Origin of the sequence: Staphylococcus saccharolyticus, assembly GCF_900458815.1 — a bacterium.
GTDB lineage: Bacteria > Bacillota > Bacilli > Staphylococcales > Staphylococcaceae > Staphylococcus > Staphylococcus saccharolyticus.
The window spans coordinates 910278-928788 of sequence record NZ_UHDZ01000001.1 but is presented as its reverse complement, the minus strand read 5'-3'; the positions used below and the strand labels follow the sequence as shown (position 1 = coordinate 928788).

Here is an 18511-nt window from a genome sequence, read left to right as displayed (position 1 = left end):
CTTTTTAAAATTAATTTCATCTTATTATAGCAAATTTTTTTTGATATACTAAACTTGAATGTATATATCACTGTTTAGTATAGAATTAGTTTTAGAGAAAGAGAATTTGTATAAAGTATTAGCTTTTCGATTTCCCTTTTCTAAATAGAGGAGTCAATGAAAGTATGAATGAGAAATGGTACAGACATATAATTGGAGCTAGAACTATTAAGACGGGTTTGGCAACCTTCTTTACAACAATATTTTGTATGTTATTAAACCTCACTCCAATTTTTGCCATATTAACAGCAATTGTAACAATTGAGCCGACTGCTAAAGTTTCTCTCAAAAAAGGATACCGCCGTCTTCCTGCAACTGTCATTGGAGCGCTATTCGCAGTTGTCTTTACATATATTTTTGGTGACAAATCTCCAATGAGTTATGCACTTAGTGCAACATTTACCATATTATTATGTACGAAATTAAATTTACAAGTAGGTACCACGGTTGCTGTGTTAACCTCTGTAGCAATGATTCCTGGTATACATGAAGCGTATTTTTTTAATTTCTTCTCAAGATTATTAACCGCTTTAATTGGACTTATAACAGCTGGATTCGTTAATTTCATCATTTTACCCCCAAAATATTATCATCAGTTAGAGGATCAATTATTACTTTCTGAGAAAAAGATGTATACATTGTTTTACAATAGATGTCATGAATTATTACTTGGAAAGTTTAACTCTGAGAACAGTAATAAAGAGCTAATAAAATTAAATACGATTATCCAAAAAGTTGAAACTTTAATGAACTATCAACGAGATGAACTTCATTATCATAAAAATAAAGAAGATGATTGGAAATTATTAAATAAAATTACCAACCGAGCATATAGCAATCGTTTATTCATCTCACATTTATCAAATATTGTTTATCTACCTAAAAATACTTGTATCGCTTTTACAACAAATGAAAAAATAGCAATCATAAATATAAGTAACAGTATTCACGATATTATTAGTAATGGTAGCTTTAAACGACAACAAATATCCACTTCCACATTAAAGAAGTCGGTACAACAGTTAGAAGAATTTGATCAAAATCAAATGAAAAGTACTCTGATTTATGAAGTGTTACTAATTTATAAGATTTTAGATACAAGATATACCAAATAAAAAAGTGTCAAGTTCTATTTTTAAATAATAGAGCTTGGCACTTTTTCAACTTAAATCCATTGTTTAATTTAACTTGTTATTCATTTTCACCTTGGCCTATAATAACAGTTGTTACATACCCTTCGTCTACTCTGAATTGAAGTTGAATTTGTTCACCGTGATAAACATACACACCATCATTAGGATAATCTTTATGATGTGTAGTATGAGGAATATGATTTAATTTACTATTATTATAAGCTTTTTTCATTTGATTAATAGTGACCGATTGATCTTTAACTATAAAACGTACACTTGCTGCAGTATGATCACTCGTAGCTCTTACCTCTTGATCATATACTTTTTTGTATTGAATGTTATCGTCATTATCTTGATTTATGTTGTAACCATTGAAATTCAAATGTCCACTATCTAATGCTTTAATAAATTGGGAGTTAAACAAAAATGTCGCGTTTTCTCCAGCATTACCATGATGTTCATAACTATCTAGAGCACGATTTGCGTGATTTTCATAACTAGAAGATTGCTGTTGTCTATCAACGATTTGTTCAGCGTGTGCGATTTGTGAAAGTGAAAAAGCTATTGTAGAAGCTGCTAGTGTTAGACTCATAAACTTTAAACCTTTCATTTTCTCACTCCTATATTATTAAAATAATGAAACTATCTTTTTCACATTTAGTGTAACAATACTATTCTAATATAGACTTTTTATTTCTTATCATTCATGATACCACACTTAACTGTCGTGTGAGTTATTTTTAATTACAGTTAGACTTCTTAAGTGTAATTAAAAAAGTTAGATTATATTGTTAAATAACGTTAAAATCTAACTCTTTTTCAAGATTAAGCTTTTTTATTTTTTGTTACTTCTTGCCCGATTAATCAATACTTTTTTAGCCATTTCTTCTTCAGTGTTGTCTAAAGTTTTTGGTTCAAATGAAATACCTTTTCTTTCACATGCTTTTTCAAGTAAATAGTCAGTCATTTCATGATTCTTAGGTAAAATAGGACCATGCAAATATGAACCTAGCAAGTTTTTATAATGTATACCTTCTTCACGATCTATATCATTATTTCCATAACCATGTATCACATGACCTAATGTATCATAGTCATGATATGTTCTACCACCGTGATTTTCAAAACCTACAATCGTTCCAAAAGTCTCACTTTCTATAACAATATCTCCAGTTAGACGATCAGTTCTTGATTCAGTATAAAAATCCAGAACACCTAGACCTTCAAGTTCTGTACCATCTGGTGTAATATATTTTGTTCCTAAAAATTGATAACCACCACAAATAGTTAAACCTGGCATACCGTCTTCTATAGCATTTTTTAAGGACGTCTTAATCTTAGTTAATTCTTTTGTAGCAAGAGCTTGTTCTCTATCACTACCACCACCAATGAAAAAAATATCGCAATCATCAAATGTAATACCCTCTGTTTCATTAATCTCTTTAACATTAAGCTTAATATTACGCTTCTTGGCACGCTGTTTTAATGCAATAATATTTCCAATGTCACTATATAAATTTAACTTATCTGACATAAAGTGATATACAGTTAATTCGTTCATTTCTATGATTACCCTCCTTCAAACGAGCGATTTAATTGTTCTAGCATTGGTGCTAAAGACGTATAATTAGGGATAGCTACCGTAAATGAAGAATAATTCATAGTTAGAGCTGTAGCCTTATAAATACCCTTTTCGACAATAATAGGCACATTTACTTCAGCAAGTTTTAAGCGCAATTGCAACTCTTCCGCACGGGTACCTGTAACAATGATTGTTTCAATATCCTGATTGGTCAACTTTTCAAAATCAGCATCATAAATCCAAGATGTGTCTCGACCGTCAGCTGCATTATCATTAAGACTAATAACATATACCTTTTTACCTTTAAGGTGCTCACCTACAGACAAACTTGCATTCATACCAGCAGGATTTTTTGCTAAATTAATCATAGCTTCTTTATTACTTTTTGAAAAATACTGCATTCGTCCATTATCAGATGTATATGATTCAAATCCTTTTTGAATTGACTCATCATTAAGACCTAATTCCCTGAGTACTGTATAAGCAGCAATCACATTATATGAGTTAAAATCTCCGGCAATTTTCATATTAAAAGTACTGTTATTAATCGTTATTTTTAGGAATGGCGATACTTCAAAAGTTGAAACTTCGTATTTAGGTTCTTCACGTTTAAAACCGCATTGACAATGATAATGACCAATTTGATTATAGTGTATGTATTCGTATTGCAATAGACGTCCGCAGTTAGGACAATATTTACTTTCATTCATTGTACTTTGTTCAAACTCGTGCGCATATTTTTTCATACCATAATAAACTCGTGAATCACTTGCGATTTTCAAACGACTTACGAACGGATCGTCTGCATTTAAAAGTAGTTTAATTCCTTTGTTACTAATAGATTTAGCTATATTATTTACCATAATATCGATTTCTCCAAAACGATCCATTTGGTCTCTAAAGAAGTTAGTAAATACCATCATAGACGGAGTAACTTCCTTTAAAACACGAAGAATTGATCCTTCATCTATTTCAATCACGGCAATGTGAGTCTCCTTGGAGCTTTGCATAATGAAAGCAGATGTAATTCCAGCTGCCATATTTGCCCCTTCGTTATTATGGATTATGTTTATTTGATTTTCTTTTAATGTATGTCCAATCAAATTAGACGTCGTTGTTTTACCATTGGTACCACTGATAAATACAATATCATCTACTTGTTCCGATAACTTTCTTAGTATATTTTCATCCACACGTCTCGCAATTTGACCTGGCAAATCTGTGCCCTTTTTACCAACAGCGATACTTGCCTTACGTGCTAATTTAGCCATGTGGATTGCAGTCCATTGTCTCATGCGTTTCCTCCTCATCATTCCACTCGCATAATTATAACATGTATAGAGTATAACAAAAAAGATTCTCATTCTGAGTCAGTTGAAATTATATTCTCAATTATAATTATTGTCATTTATAATTGAGAATAGTTCTCTATAGATTAGAATTATTATTATTTACTATAGAGAAAGGATTTGTTATACTCTTAATTAATCTTAATTTATTAATTATTTATACGAGGTGATTGAAGATGTTAAGTAAAGACTTATTAGCAATTTTAAATGAACAAATGAATCAAGAATATTTCGCAGCTCATGCTTATATGGCAATGGCAGCTTATTGCGATAAAGAATCTTATGATGGCTTTGCTAACTTCTATATTGAACAAGCTAAAGAAGAACGTTTCCATGGTAAAAAAAATCTATGATTATATTAATGATCGTGGAGAACATGCCGTTTTTGATACAATTGAAGCTCCAAAAGTAGAATTTTCTTCTATTTTGGAAACATTCAAAGATAGTTTAGCTCAAGAACAAGATGTTACTAAACGCTTTTATAATTTATCTGAGTTAGCGCATAAAGATAAAGATTATGCTACAATTTCTTTCTTAAACTGGTTCTTAGACGAACAAGTTGAAGAAGAATCTACTTTTGAAACGCACATCGATTATCTTACTCGTATAGGTGATGACTGCAACACACTTTATTTATATGAAAAAGAATTAGCTTCACGTTCTTTTAATGAAGAGTAATCATTTTAAACAATTTAGTATGAGTTACCCTTAAATGAATGTTTCTTTAATCATTTAAGGGTGCTTTTTTATTTTTCAGTTTTTGTGGCAATCGCTTTTACTATTCATTAATTGTTAGTTATTATAAAATAATTAAAGCTAATATATTTAATCAAGTGAAATTTTAATGTTAATGAAAGGAATGGCGTAATGACACAAAATACGTTTGTAGCATTAGATTTTGAAACAGCAAATGGTAAACGTACAAGCATTTGTTCGGTTGGTATGGTTAAAGTTGTTGATAATCAAATTACTGAATCGTTTTATACTCTTGTAAATCCTTTTGATTATTTTACTGAAACAAATATTATTGTTCATGGTATTAGACCTGAAGATGTTGAAGATGCTCCTGGATTTGAATATGTATATCCATATATGCTACAGTTCATAAATCAACTACCAGTAGTTGCTCATAATGCTGCTTTTGATATGAATGTTTTACATCAAAGTTTAAAAAGCTTAAACATTGAAACACCTTCTATGACTTATTTTTGTTCTTATCAATTAGCTAAACGCACAATTGACGCATATCGTTATGGTCTTAAGCATTTGATGAATCATTACAAATTAGATTTTCATGGACATCATGACGCCTTAAATGATGCTAAAGCTTGTGCAATGATTACCTATAGATTATTGAAACATTACAACGATCTTCAAAGTATGCTAAATATATATGGAAAAAATCTAAAAGATAAAGGCTGATGGTACAAAAATTGTGCACATCAGCCTTTTTAAATAAAATCATAAATAGTCATATTTTTAAAGCTGAATTGTTCTAAACTCCCTACTGTTACACCAATTAAACGAATGGGAATATAAGGATCTTTCAAATCAGTATATAGTGAATACGCAATATTATAAATATCAGTTTCTGATTGCACAGATTCCCTTAAACTTATTTGTTTAGATAACGTTTCGTATTGATATGTTTTAATTTTAACCGTAACAGTTTTACCTGATTTTTGTAATTTATTGAGTCGTTCTGCTGTTTTACCTGATAAATCTCTTATTTTTCTAAGGATTACGTCATCATCATTTACATCAGTTGAAAAAGTACGTTCTGTCCCAACTGACTTGCGTATACGTGTTGGTTTGACTTCATTATGATCAATGCCTCTCGCTTTGTTATATAATCCTCTTCCTCTTTTTCCAAATAAGCGAATCAATTCAAATTCATCTTTGTTATATAAATCTTGACCTGCAAAAATTTTATGATAATGCATAACCTTTTTAGAAGCTTTACCAACACCGGGAAAATCTCCGATGTCTAAATTCATCAGAATATCATGTACATTGTTATAGTCGATCACGGTTATTCCATTCGGTTTATTCATTCCACTAGCTAGTTTAGCTAAAAATTTATTATATGATACACCAGCTGAGGCTGTTAATTGTGTTGTTTCATATATATCACGTCGAATATAATTAGCGATAGTAGATGCTGGTAGGTCAGGTCTGACCAAATGTGTGATATCCAAATAGGCTTCGTCAAGAGACATGGGTTCAACAATTTCAGTATAACTTCGAAATATCTCCATAATTTGTTGAGATACTTCCCTATACGCTTCGAAACGACTTGTAACATAATAACTGTCAGGACATAACTTATGAGCTTGATACATTGGCATAGCTGAATGCACGCCATATTTTCTAGCCTCATATGATGCTGTAGACACAACACCACGATGACTAGCTTTACCACCAACAATGACTGGCTTTCCTTTCAACTTAGGATTATCACGTATTTCTACTTGAGCAAAGAAATAATCCATGTCGATATGAATTATTCTTCTCTCTGCCATGGTCTCACCCCACTTTTTTCATTCATAAAAAATAGCATTATATTATTATACACTTTAATCAAAAATTTTACATGTATTGTGCACACTAAAAAATTATACCCGAGTCACTTCTAAATTAAGACGCAAAAAACCACTTATCCTATGTTGAGGACAAGCGGTACTTTATTACTCAATATTTGATTGGGTTGGTTTTTGTTGGTACAAATATAAGCCTTCATCATACTTTTGAATGTACTTAAATTTACTTTGTAATGCAAGGGCGACTAAGAAAACATCAATCATACAGTAACTCATATGCATACTAAACATAAAGATTAATGAAGAATAAGAATATGCTTGTAATACTAACAACAGTGACAAACTTATTATAACTAGTGGTGCTAGCATAATAATTGAAAATTGCCAACGATTAAAACATGTATTCGAAAATTGTACAATAATTGAACTTTTTTTATATTTTAATGTTGACTTTTCACCTTTAGAGAAAGCGATAAATAATATTCTGTGAATGAATTCATGAATGATTAATAAAATTACAAAACCAATAAAGCCGTATATGAGATTCATCATGAGATTTTGTTCAATAACATGTGTTGTTGTATAAGCCCATTTATATGTAAATAAGATGGCAAATAGAGCTAATACGATTTGAAAAAGAACAAAACGCTGTATTTGAAATTTACTTTCTGATAAATCAATTTTATGCATAACCAACCCTCTATCTCTTTATTTTCACCCATAGTATACATTTTTACTTAGGTTAAAAAAGACTCTTTTCAAGAAAGTAAGTTGCTTGTAATATAATCTTAACACTCAATATACATTTGCAATTAATTGAGTTCTATTCTTATAATTTTTAGACATCTTGACGTTCAAATAATGCAACTGTTTCAATATGTGTCGTATGTGGGAACATGTCAACAGGTGTTATTTCTACTAAACCGTAGCTTTCTGCTAAGATTTGAGCATCTCTTTGTTGAGTAGATGGATTACATGAAATATATACAATTCTTTTTGGCTCTAATTGAAGTAATGTCGTTAAAAATGTTTCATCGCAACCTTTTCTTGGTGGATCAACCATGACAACATCTGGTTTGATTCCTTGTCTTTTCCATTCTAAGATAATGTCTTCCGCCTTACCACATACAAAAGTCGTATTATTTAATTGGTTTTTAGTCGCATTTTCTTGTGCGTCTATAATAGCCTGAGGCACAATTTCAACTCCGTATACATGTTTAGCTCCTTTTGCCATATAAAGTCCAATCGTCCCAATTCCACAATATGTATCTAAAACAATTTCATTACCTGTTAACTGTGCATAGTTAAGTGCTTGTTGATAAAGCTTTTCAGTTTGAGAAGAATTAATTTGATAGAACGATAAATCTGAAATGTTATATGTTACTTCACTTAGATGATCTTCAATTTTTTCTTTTCCATATAACGTTATAGATTCTTTTCCCATGATTACGTTAGAGTGGCTATTATTTATATTTTGTTTAATACTTGTAATTTTTGAAAAAGTGGTTTTAAGATTTTCAACTAATCTATCAGCAAGTTTAAACGACTTTCCATTTGTTACAAATATAACCATCATCTCATTTGTGTGATAACCTGTTCTTACAACTAGATGACGCATAAGCCCTTTTTTGGATTGCCCATCATAAATTGAAATGTTCAATTCTTTAAACCATTGCTTAACATACTTCATTACTTTTTGATGCTCTTCGTTTTGTATTAAACAACTTTCCATATCAATAATGTCATGACTACGTTGTCGATAGAAACCCATAATAATGTCGTTACTATTATTTTTACCCACCGGAATTTGAGATTTATTTCTATATCTCAATGGACTTTCCATGCCAATTACATCATTTATAGGTGTATCTTTAAATGACCCTTTTCTATAAAATAGATTCACAACTTGTTCTTTTTTCATAGCTAATTGGGCTTCATATGTCATATGCTGTAACTGACAACCACCACATTTATCATAGTATATGCATGGAGGAGTCACTCTATCTTTACTTTCTTTTTTAATTTCTAATAATTTACCTATAGCAAAGTTCTTTTTCACTTTAATTAATTTAAATTTTATGTCTTCATTTATTAAAGCATTGGGAATAAATACAGGATAACGATTAATTTTTACAACACCATGTCCTTCATGTGTTAAGTCAATCACTCGTCCTAGTCGTATATCATTCTTTTTTAAAGATTCCAATTGAATTTCCCCCACATACAAAAAGGTTAGGAATCTTTCGATTGATTTTCCTAACCTTATTATTGATATTTTTAATTCTAAAATAATTGTTTATCCGAAGTAATATCAGGTATAGTTCCATTATCTATTAACTCTTCGTTAAATACATCTTTTGGCGTAAATAATTCAATGTGTCTTTCTAAATTAAGGAAGTTAGCAGGTAATTTCCCTCCATATTCTCCATCAACATTGAGTTGCATTTCAGTAAATGACGAAATATTTATAGATTTTGCTTTAGCATAAATAACTTTTGGATGTTTAGTATGTTCACCACGTGAAGCTAAAGTCATAATGTGACCTAACTCAGCCAAATTTGCTTTCTCAACGATGATTAATGTAAAATAACCATCATCCAATTTAGCATCCGGTACTAGTTTTTCAAAACCAGCCATTGAATTCGTTAACCCAAGAAGAAATAAAAGTGCTTCTCCTTGAAATACATTATCATCATACTCTATGCGTATATCCACTGCCTTCATTTGTGGCAACATTTCAAAACCTTTAATATAATACGCAAATGGTCCAACGATAGATTTAAGTTTACTAGGTGTCTCATAAGACACTTGAGTAAGCTTACCACCAGCTGCTAGATTAATAAAATAGCGATTATTCATTTTACCAATATCAACTTTTGTTGTGTGCCCATCAATGATGACATCAAGAGCCCCCATAATATCACTAGGCAAATGAAGTGCTCGACCAAAATCATTGACTGTCCCCATGGGTATCACCCCAAGTTTTGGACGGTTCGGTTGTTCTGCAATACCATTAACAACTTCATTTAAAGTTCCATCTCCACCAGCAGCAATTAATAAATCATAATTGCTTTTTAATGCTCTTTCAGCTTCAATTGTCGCATCTCCAATTTTCTCAGTTGCAAATGCACTGGTTTCATAGCCAGCCTTCTCTAGTTTGATTAGCACGTCTGGTAATACACGTTTAAACAGTTCTTTTCCTGATGTCGGATTATATATAATTCTTGCACGTTTTCTCATAGTTAATCCCTCGACTTCATATACTCATTCTTTATATTATATGATTTAAACATCAGTTAAAAGTATTTATTGTTATTTCTCTTAACTTATCTGAATTTAAAAGTGTAAAATTTATGTATCCCTTTTAATTTTCGAGTTCCATAAAATTAAAAACTTCTACCACATGTTTAAACAACACACGATAGAAGCATTAAAGAACGATTAATTAAACTTATTGAATTAACGTTTATCTAATTCTTGTTTTAATAAACCATTGACTTTTTGAGGATTTGCTTGTCCTTTAGAAGCTTTCATGATTTGACCCACTAAGTAGCCCATCGCTTTACCTTTACCATTTTTGTAGTCTTCAACAGATTGCCGATTATTATCTAAAGCTTTATTTACAAATTTTAATAATGTTACTTCATCAGAAATTTGTACTAAACCTTTATCCTCCATGATTTGTTTTGCATCTCCACCATTTTCTGCAAGTTCTGGGAAGACTTTTTTAGCGATTTTACTACTCATTGTACCATCTTCAATTAATTTAATCATACCTGCTAAGTTTTCAGGTGTAAGTTGTGTATCTTGCAATTCAACTTGATTTTTATTGAGATACTCATTGACGCCACCCATTAACCAGTTAGAAGTGAGTTTAACGTCAGCGCCATGATCAATTGCACCTTCAAAGAAATCTGACATTTCTTTAGTTAGTGTCAATACGTGCGCGTCATACTGTGGAAGACCCAGTTCATTTACATATTTGGCTTTACGTTCATCCGGTAATTCTGGAATTGTTTTACGTACGCGTGCTTTCCAATCTTCATCAACATATAAAGGTACGATATCTGGTTCAGGGAAATAACGATAATCATCAGAACCTTCTTTCACACGCATTAAAATTGTTTTGCCAGTAGATTCGTCAAAACGACGTGTCTCTTGTCCAATTTCGCCACCATTAAGTAGTTCTTCTTCTTGACGTTTTTCCTCGTATTCTAAGCCTTTTCTTACATAGTTAAATGAGTTTAGGTTTTTCAATTCAGTTTTTGTACCAAATTCTTTTTGACCGTATGGTCGTAATGAAATGTTAGCATCACAACGCAATGAGCCTTCTTCCATTTTACAATCTGATACGCCTGTATATTGAATAATTGAACGTAACTTTTCAAGGTAAGCATATGCTTCTTTGGGTGAGCGAATATCTGGTTCAGAAACAATTTCAATTAAAGGGGTTCCTTGACGGTTTAAGTCCACTAAAGAATAACCTTCTTTATGTGTAGATTTACCGGCATCTTCTTCCATATGAAGACGTGTAATACCGATACGTTTAGTTTCACCATCTACTTCAATATCGATATATCCATTTTCCCCAATAGGTTGATCAAATTGTGAAATTTGATAAGCTTTCGGGTTATCTGGATAGAAATAGTTTTTACGGTCAAATTTTGAATGAGTAGCAACATCCATATTTAATGCCATTGATGCTCTCATAGCCCAGTCTACTGCACGTCTATTCACTACTGGTAGTACACCTGGATATGCTAAGTCGATAACATTTGTATTTGAGTTAGGTTCTGCTCCAAAATGTGCTGGTGATGGAGAGAACATTTTTGAGTCTGTTTTTAACTCAACATGAACTTCAAGTCCGATTATTGTTTCAAAATGCATGTTTTCCACTCCTTATAAATTTTCGTATGCGTCATGTAAATTGTATTGTGTTTCATATTGATAAGCTACACGATATAATGTCTTTTCATCGAATGGTTTACCAATAAATTGTAAACCGATTGGTCGCCCATTCCCATTTGATTGTCCACAAGGAACAGAAATACCAGGTAAACCAGCTAAGTTAACTGGCGTAGTTAATAAATCATTGGCATACATAGTCAATGGATCATCGATTTCTTCGCCTATATTAAATGCTGTTGTAGGAGCTGTAGGACCCACTACAACATCGTAGGATTCAAACACTTTATCGAAATCATTTTTAATTAAAGTTCTAACTTTTTGAGACTTTTTATAGTACGCATCATAATAACCTGAACTTAGTGCAAATGTACCTAAGAAAATACGTCTCTTCACTTCGGCACCAAAACCTTCAGATCTTGACATTTTATATAATTCTTCTAGTGATTGAGCTTCTTTTGAGTGATAACCATATCGTATACCGTCGAAGCGAGCTAAGTTCGCTGAAGCTTCAGATGAAGCAATAACATAGTATGATGGGATACCATATTTAGTATTCGGTAATGAAACTTCATCTACTTCGGCTCCTAAAGATTTTAAAGTTTCTACAGCTTCTTTAACAGCATTTTTGACTTCTTCACTTACCCCTTCTCCAAGATATTCTTTAGGTAAAGCTACTTTAAGTCCTTTAATGTCTTTTCCAATATCGGAAGTAAAATCAACATCTTCAACTGGAGCACTTGTCGAATCATTCACATCAACGCCGGAAATCGTTTCAAGAACTAATGCATTATCTTTTACATTACGAGTGATTGGTCCAATTTGATCTAATGATGATGCGAATGCTACTAAGCCAAAACGTGATACACGACCATATGTAGGTTTCATACCTACAACACCACAATATGCAGCTGGTTGTCTAATTGAACCACCTGTATCAGAACCTAAACTAAAAGGTACAAGTCCTGCTGCAACAGCTGCTGCTGAGCCACCAGAAGACCCACCTGGTACTGCTGTATGATCGAATGGATTTAAAGTTTTTTTGAAATATGATGTTTCAGTTGATCCGCCCATTGCAAATTCATCCATATTTAATTTACCAATGAGTATAGCATTTTCATCATGTAATTTACGCATTACTGTAGATTCGTAAATTGGAACAAATCCTTCTAGTATCTTACTAGCACAAGTTGTTTCTACATCTTTAGTGGTAATATTATCTTTAATTCCCATTGGAATACCAAATAACTTGCCTTCCATTTGATCTTTAGCTTGTAATTCATCTAGTTCTTCTGCGTTCTTAATTGCATTTTCTCTATCTAAGGCCAAGAAAGATTTAATCGTTGGGTCAGTCTCTTCAATTGCTGTATAAATATCTTTAACTACATCAGAAGGTTTAATTTCTTTGTTTTTGATCATTTCTGTTAAATTCTCAACTGATTCATAACGAATACTCATCTTAAGCGTCCTCCCCATTCATGATGGATGGTACTTTAAACTGTCCATCTTCTGTTTCTTTTGCATTTTTTAATGCTAACTCTTGAGGGATGCCCTCGATAGCTTTATCGTCACGTAACACATTTTGTAAATCTAATACGTGATAAGTTGGCTCAATACCTTCAGTATTAGCACTGTCATTTTGTTTCGCAAAATCTAATATACTTTCTAAAGTATTAGCCATTTCTTCTGTTTCTTCAGTAGAAATTTGAAGTCTAGCTAAATTAGCAATATGTTCAACTTCTTCACGTGTAACTTTAGTCATTAAATAAAAGCCTCCTTAATACTCATTCATCACCAAATTGTATCAAATTTCGCTACAAAAATCTAAGTTTTTCTAATGAATATGTATAAAATGAACACCTGATATGTCAGCTTTTATTGACTTTCACTTCATATGTTACTTATTCATATAATTTTTATGCTTATTGCTAAAAAAACAAAATTACAGAGGTTACATTAGATATTAAATAGATATTCATACATTTGTATAGGATAATTCTAGCATAAAGATAACGCTTACTAGACGTATATATAGGTTATATTTAATAATAAACCAAAATTTTTACTTTTCTGAACATTTAACTGTATTGTATAATATTACATGTAACTAATTTAAAAAATAACTAAGGGAGTGTTGATTATGTTTACATTAGGCACTGCACTCAGTGATCAAATTGATGCCAATTGGCAGATCTATATTATGATTATTGTGTATTTTATTATTCTACTGGTTATAGGATTTTACGGCTATAAACAAGCGACAGGTAACCTAAGTGAATTCATGCTTGGTGGTCGAAACGTAGGCCCATATATAACAGCTTTATCAGCAGGTGCATCAGACATGAGTGGTTGGATGATAATAGGACTTCCAGGCTCAGTATATAGTACCGGACTTTCTGCTGTATGGATTACGATTGGCTTGACTTTAGGCGCTTATATTAACTACTTTGTAGTAGCCCCTAGATTACGTGTTTACACTGAAGTTGCCGGTGACGCAATTACTTTGCCAGACTTTTTTAAAAACAGATTAGACGATAGGCAAAACATAATAAAAATCATTTCTGGACTCATCATCGTTATATTTTTCACTTTATATACTCATTCTGGCTTCGTTTCAGGAGGGAAATTATTCGAAAATGCGTTTGGATTGAATTATCATTTTGGACTTATTTTAGTCGCTATTATCGTCATTTTTTATACTTTCTTTGGGGGATACCTTGCCGTATCCATCACTGATTTTTTCCAAGGTGTGATTATGCTTATCGCTATGGCCATGGTTCCAATTGTAGCAATGATGAAATTAAATGGATGGGATACATTTCAAGATGTAGCAGAGATGAAACCAACAAACTTAGATTTATTTAGAGGAACTATTGTACTAGGAATTATTTCTTTATTCTCGTGGGGATTAGGTTATTTTGGTCAGCCACATATTATCGTTCGTTTCATGTCCATTAAATCACACAAACTATTACCTAAAACACGTCGTCTAGGAATCAGTTGGATGGCAATTGGTTTACTAGTCACAATTGGTGTTGGCTTAACTGGAATAGCATTTATCTCAGACAACCACATTCAATTAAAAGATCCTGAAACGTTATTTATAGTTATGAGTCAAATCTTATTTCACCCTTTAGTTGGCGGATTTTTAATAGCCACAATTCTTGCTGCAATTATGAGTATCATTTCTTCACAGTTACTTGTAAAGTCAAGTTCATTAACAGAAGACTTTTACAAATTAATTAGAGGAACCAAAAAAGCCTCAACACATCAAAAAGAATTTGTGATGGTAGGACGTTTATCAGTTCTAATTGTTGCAATCGCTCTTGCTTGGCATCCTAATGATACTATTTTAAATTTAGTAGGTAACGCATGGGCAAGTTTCGGAGCAGCATTTAGCCCTCTCGTTCTTTTTTCATTATATTGGAAAAACCTTACACGCACGAGCTGGCGCAATCAGTGGAATAGTTGCTGGTGCCTTAGTCGTTATTATTTGGATAGTTTGGATTAAGCCCCTTGCTACGATTAATGAATTCTTTGATTTATATGAAATCATCCCAGGTTTTATTATAAGCGTCTTAATCACTTATGTTGTGAGTAGAGCAACCAAAAAGCCTGGATCATTTGTAAACAATGATTTACAAATTGTAAAGCAAATGATTAAAGAATAATATTAAATAATAGCATTCAACAAAAGCGTCTACGACATAGTAATTAGTCGAAAACACCTTTGTTTATTAATTGTGATATATATGAACTTGTGGTTCTTTGTCCTCTTTAGATTTACTAATAAGAGCGCGTGGTGTATTACCATCTTTAATGCGAATTTCATACTCATCGATGTTATCAAAATACTTTTCTGCTTGTTCAGTAACATATTGAGTAATTCCAATAGTTTCTGCTTGACCATAATAATCAATTGGCAAGTCTACAGTTAACTGTTTGGCTTTTTTATTTACAAATTTAACTTTGCCAACAGCCTGTGTAAAGTTAGAGAAATACGATTGTAAATTATCGTTAAACTGTTTAAAATTATTATTCAACGTTTCGTTATAGTCTGCCGTTGTCGAAGAAGGAAGTAAGGCAGATTTTTCTTTGATGGTATCCCATTCATTAATTTTAGTTTTACCATCCTCTACAGTAGTACCAGCAATAAATTCTCCTGGTGTTATTGAATCTTGACTCGATTGTTTATAAATCGCAAAGTGAATAGGTATATCTTTTAAATTGCTATTTTCGCGTAAACGAGATAACATTTCACTAGCCATTTGTTTACCTTGCTTTTCAATGTCTTTATCATCTAAATCTTTACTGTAAGTTTCACCATTTTTTTCTTTTTTATAGTAATAGGCACTATTCATAGCTAAACCAATCGTCATACCTTTAATATTTTTCCCTTTAGAATCACTGCTACCATAGAAATCTTGTTCAAGAATATTTGAAAGATACGCTGGTGAATGATCTGCTATTTTCTCTTCGTCAGTTTCACCATTATGAGAAGGATTCAAACCTAAATTTTCATTTGCATTTTTACTTTTCTTCTCTTTTTCACTCATCTTATCAATTTCTTTTTTAGTATATTTAGAATCTAAATACGCATTGATTGTTTTTTTGTCTAAATATTGTCCATCTTGATAAAGATATTTATCTGTTGGAAATACTTCTTTACTTAATTCCAATAAGCCACTTTCAAAGTCCTCACCATTATAACTATTAGACATATTGTCTTGTAATAAACCACGGGCTTGGCTTTCTTTAAAAGGTAAAATTGTTCTGTAGTTATCTCCTTGAACATTCTTATCCGTTGCAATTTGTTTAACTTGATTAGTGTTATTATTATCCTTACTTTCGCTTTGATTTTTACCAGATTGATTATCTTTTTGTCCATTATTACAAGCAGTTAATAAAAACAGTATCGAAATGAGTAAAATTATTGTTCGCTTCATTCACGTACTCCTCTAATCATTAAATTCATTTTGTTTGTTAGCAAATTCTTCTTCTGTCCAAATATCAGTACCTAGTTTTTCCGCTTTAGTCAATTTTGATCCAGCATCAGCACCAATAATGAGTATATCTGTACTCTTAGTTACACTATTAGTAACTTTTGCACCTTGTAATTCTAACCATTGAGTTGCTTCATTTCTTGTCATCTTCTCAAGTTTACCTGTTAATACTATCGTTTTGCCACTAAAATCAGGGTGACCTTCGATTTCAGCCTTTTTTATGCCTTTATAATTCATATTAACATTTTTATCTTTCAATTTTTGTATTAAAGCACGAATGTCATCATTTTCTAAATAAATTACAACTGATTGAGCAAGCTTGTCTCCAATATCATGTATAGCAACTAATTCCGCTTCAGTCACTTCTAATAAATGATCCATTATCTCATACTTTTCAGCTAAAACTTGACTAGCTTTAACACCTAAATGCCTGATTCCTAAACCAAATAACAAATGCTCTAATGAATTATCTTTAGCTTTTTCTATAGCTGTTAATAAATTTTTAACTTTCTTTTGCCCCATTCTGTCAAGTGGTAATAAATCTTCTTCTTTAAGATAAAAAATATCTGCTACATCTTTGATTAATTTATTTTCATAGAGTTGTTGAATAATTTTTGTACCTAGTCCATCTATATTCATGGCTTGCCTAGATACAAAGTGGATTAACCCTTCTATAAGTTGAGCTTGACATTTAGGATTGATACAACGTAATGCTACTTCACCTTCAATCCGTACAAGTTCATGACCACATCTTGGACAATGTGTTGGCATATGGTATATTTCAGCATTTTGAGGTCGTCTATCTGGAATACTTTTGACTACTTCAGGTATAATATCCCCAGCTTTTTTAACAACTACACTATCACCTATACGTATATCTCTTTCATGAATTAAATCTTCATTATGCAACGAAGCTCTTGAAACAGTTGTGCCAGCAACTTTCACAGGTTCTAAAATCGCAGTTGGGGTTACCACACCTGTACGACCAATACTTAATTCAATATTTAATAACTTAGAAACAACTTCTTCTGCTGGAAATTTATAAGCGATGGCCCATCTAGGTGATTTTTGAGTATATCCCATCTCTTCTTGTTGAGATAAATCATTGACTTTAATCACGATACCATCGATATCATATGATAAAGATTCTCTTTTATCAGTCCATTTTTTGATGTACTGGATTACACCGTCAATATTCGAAACACGTTTACGTTCTTGGTTTGTTTTAAAGCCTAATTTATCGAGTTCATTTAGCGCATCACTTTGAGTTGTTGCGTCAAAATCAGTGAAATCATTTACACTATATAAGAACACACTTAATTTTCGTTTGGCTGCTAATTTAGAATCCAACTGTCTTAAAGAGCCTGCCGCTGCATTTCTAGGGTTTGCAAATGGTTGTTCTTCATTTAATACTTTTTCTTCGTTTAAATTAATAAATGAACGACGAGGCATATATGCTTCTCCTCGAACTTCGAAATTTAAAGGTGCCTTAATTTTTAACGGTATTGCATAAATTGTTCTTAAATTTTCAGTAATATCTTCCCCTGTTGTTCCATCACCACGCGTTAAACCTTGAACAAATCGACCATTTTCATATTTTAACGAAACAGCTAAACCATCAATTTTAAGCTCACACATGTATTCAACTTCACCGATATTATCTCGAACGCGTTGATCGAACTTTCTCAAGTCATCCTCATCAAACGCATTTCCAAGGCTTAACATAGGTGTATCGTGATTCACTTTTTCAAATGAAGACTGAGCTTCACCACCTACTCTTACTGTGGGTGAATCTGATGTTTTATATTCTGGATGTTGAGCTTCGATATCAATAAGTTCGTGTAATAATTTATCGTATTCACTATCCGGAACAGAAGGATTATCTTGCACGTAATATTCATAACTATATTGATTTAATAAATCATGTAATTCATTAACACGTTTTTGTAAATCTAGCATC

The 18511-nt window shown here is 31.9% G+C and carries 14 protein-coding genes and 2 pseudogenes; 4 read left to right on the top strand and 12 right to left on the bottom strand.

Translation table 11 applies throughout. The features are described 5' to 3' along the window. Positions 1-164 precede the first annotated feature (164 nt). On the top strand, positions 165-1154 hold the full coding sequence (locus DYE57_RS04455) for an FUSC family protein (RefSeq protein ID WP_115313027.1): 990 nt from the start codon (positions 165-167) through the stop codon (positions 1152-1154). Between the two features lie 76 nt (positions 1155-1230). Here DYE57_RS04455 and isaB read toward each other — a convergent pair whose 3' ends face one another. From isaB to murT, 3 genes are all read right to left on the bottom strand, one after another. After that, positions 1231-1782, bottom strand: a complete 552-nt coding sequence (gene isaB, locus DYE57_RS04450) for an immunodominant staphylococcal antigen IsaB family protein (protein WP_115313026.1) — start codon at positions 1780-1782, stop codon at positions 1231-1233. Positions 1783-2007: 225 nt separating this feature from the next. After that, entirely contained in the window at positions 2008-2733 is a 726-nt protein-coding gene (gene gatD, locus DYE57_RS04445; RefSeq protein WP_115313025.1) for a lipid II isoglutaminyl synthase subunit GatD, read from the bottom strand. 8 nt (positions 2734-2741) lie between these two features. Further along, complete coding sequence (gene murT / locus DYE57_RS04440; protein ID WP_115313024.1) at positions 2742-4049, bottom strand: lipid II isoglutaminyl synthase subunit MurT; 1308 nt, start codon at positions 4047-4049, stop codon at positions 2742-2744. A 230-nt stretch (positions 4050-4279) separates the two neighbouring features. On the opposite strand from murT, the pseudogene ftnA reads away from it, so the two are divergent. Together ftnA and DYE57_RS04430 are read left to right on the top strand one after the other, a co-directional pair. Beyond that, a pseudogene (gene ftnA, locus DYE57_RS04435) lies at positions 4280-4781 on the top strand (H-type ferritin FtnA). 189 nt (positions 4782-4970) lie between these two features. After that, positions 4971-5525 carry a 3'-5' exonuclease gene (locus DYE57_RS04430; protein ID WP_115313023.1) on the top strand — a complete coding sequence of 185 codons (555 nt, stop codon included), beginning with the start codon at positions 4971-4973 and terminating at the stop codon, positions 5523-5525. Between the two features lie 29 nt (positions 5526-5554). On the opposite strand, the gene dinB is transcribed toward DYE57_RS04430, so the two are convergent. The 7 genes from dinB to gatC all read right to left on the bottom strand — a co-directional run bounded on the left by dinB (position 5555) and on the right by gatC (position 13310). Further along, positions 5555-6625, bottom strand: a complete 1071-nt coding sequence (gene dinB, locus DYE57_RS04425) for a DNA polymerase IV (RefSeq protein ID WP_115313022.1) — start codon at positions 6623-6625, stop codon at positions 5555-5557. A gap of 165 nt (positions 6626-6790) precedes the next feature. Next, on the bottom strand, positions 6791-7333 hold the full coding sequence (locus DYE57_RS04420; RefSeq protein ID WP_165417912.1) for a DUF3267 domain-containing protein: 543 nt from the start codon (positions 7331-7333) through the stop codon (positions 6791-6793). Between the two features lie 148 nt (positions 7334-7481). Beyond that, positions 7482-8849, bottom strand: a complete 1368-nt coding sequence (gene rlmD / locus DYE57_RS04415; RefSeq protein WP_115313020.1) for a 23S rRNA (uracil(1939)-C(5))-methyltransferase RlmD — start codon at positions 8847-8849, stop codon at positions 7482-7484. Between the two features lie 77 nt (positions 8850-8926). After that, entirely contained in the window at positions 8927-9883 is a 957-nt protein-coding gene (locus tag DYE57_RS04410) for a diacylglycerol kinase (protein WP_115313019.1), read from the bottom strand. A gap of 219 nt (positions 9884-10102) precedes the next feature. Continuing rightward, complete coding sequence (gene gatB / locus DYE57_RS04405) at positions 10103-11530, bottom strand: Asp-tRNA(Asn)/Glu-tRNA(Gln) amidotransferase subunit GatB (RefSeq protein ID WP_115313018.1); 1428 nt, start codon at positions 11528-11530, stop codon at positions 10103-10105. Between the two features lie 12 nt (positions 11531-11542). After that, a complete protein-coding gene (gene gatA, locus DYE57_RS04400; protein ID WP_115313017.1) occupies positions 11543-13006 on the bottom strand; it encodes an Asp-tRNA(Asn)/Glu-tRNA(Gln) amidotransferase subunit GatA in 1464 nt (487 codons plus the stop codon). A 1-nt stretch (position 13007) separates the two neighbouring features. After that, positions 13008-13310, bottom strand: a complete 303-nt coding sequence (gene gatC / locus DYE57_RS04395) for an Asp-tRNA(Asn)/Glu-tRNA(Gln) amidotransferase subunit GatC (RefSeq protein WP_115313016.1) — start codon at positions 13308-13310, stop codon at positions 13008-13010. 378 nt (positions 13311-13688) lie between these two features. Between gatC and putP the strand changes: the two are divergent. Continuing rightward, positions 13689-15219 (top strand): annotated as a pseudogene (gene putP, locus DYE57_RS04390) (sodium/proline symporter PutP). Positions 15220-15285: 66 nt separating this feature from the next. On the opposite strand, the gene DYE57_RS04385 reads toward putP, so the two are convergent. Both DYE57_RS04385 and ligA read right to left on the bottom strand, forming a co-directional pair. Beyond that, complete coding sequence (locus tag DYE57_RS04385; RefSeq protein ID WP_115313015.1) at positions 15286-16494, bottom strand: CamS family sex pheromone protein; 1209 nt, start codon at positions 16492-16494, stop codon at positions 15286-15288. Positions 16495-16506: 12 nt separating this feature from the next. Next, entirely contained in the window at positions 16507-18510 is a 2004-nt protein-coding gene (gene ligA / locus DYE57_RS04380; RefSeq protein WP_115313014.1) for an NAD-dependent DNA ligase LigA, read from the bottom strand. Position 18511 lies beyond the last annotated feature (1 nt).

Coding starts and splice junctions, on each gene's coding strand:
- DYE57_RS04455 (WP_115313027.1), top strand. CDS start 165: ATGAATGAGAAATGGTACAGACATATAATTGGAGCTAGAACTATTAAG.
- DYE57_RS04410 (WP_115313019.1), bottom strand. CDS start 9,883: ATGAGAAAACGTGCAAGAATTATATATAATCCGACATCAGGAAAAGAA.
- gatA (WP_115313017.1), bottom strand. CDS start 13,006: ATGAGTATTCGTTATGAATCAGTTGAGAATTTAACAGAAATGATCAAA.
- gatD (WP_115313025.1), bottom strand. CDS start 2,733: ATGAACGAATTAACTGTATATCACTTTATGTCAGATAAGTTAAATTTA.
- gatC (WP_115313016.1), bottom strand. CDS start 13,310: ATGACTAAAGTTACACGTGAAGAAGTTGAACATATTGCTAATTTAGCT.
- isaB (WP_115313026.1), bottom strand. CDS start 1,782: ATGAAAGGTTTAAAGTTTATGAGTCTAACACTAGCAGCTTCTACAATA.
- DYE57_RS04420 (WP_165417912.1), bottom strand. CDS start 7,333: ATGCATAAAATTGATTTATCAGAAAGTAAATTTCAAATACAGCGTTTT.
- DYE57_RS04385 (WP_115313015.1), bottom strand. CDS start 16,494: ATGAAGCGAACAATAATTTTACTCATTTCGATACTGTTTTTATTAACT.
- ligA (WP_115313014.1), bottom strand. CDS start 18,510: ATGCTAGATTTACAAAAACGTGTTAATGAATTACATGATTTATTAAAT.
- gatB (WP_115313018.1), bottom strand. CDS start 11,530: ATGCATTTTGAAACAATAATCGGACTTGAAGTTCATGTTGAGTTAAAA.
- DYE57_RS04430 (WP_115313023.1), top strand. CDS start 4,971: ATGACACAAAATACGTTTGTAGCATTAGATTTTGAAACAGCAAATGGT.
- dinB (WP_115313022.1), bottom strand. CDS start 6,625: ATGGCAGAGAGAAGAATAATTCATATCGACATGGATTATTTCTTTGCT.
- murT (WP_115313024.1), bottom strand. CDS start 4,049: ATGAGACAATGGACTGCAATCCACATGGCTAAATTAGCACGTAAGGCA.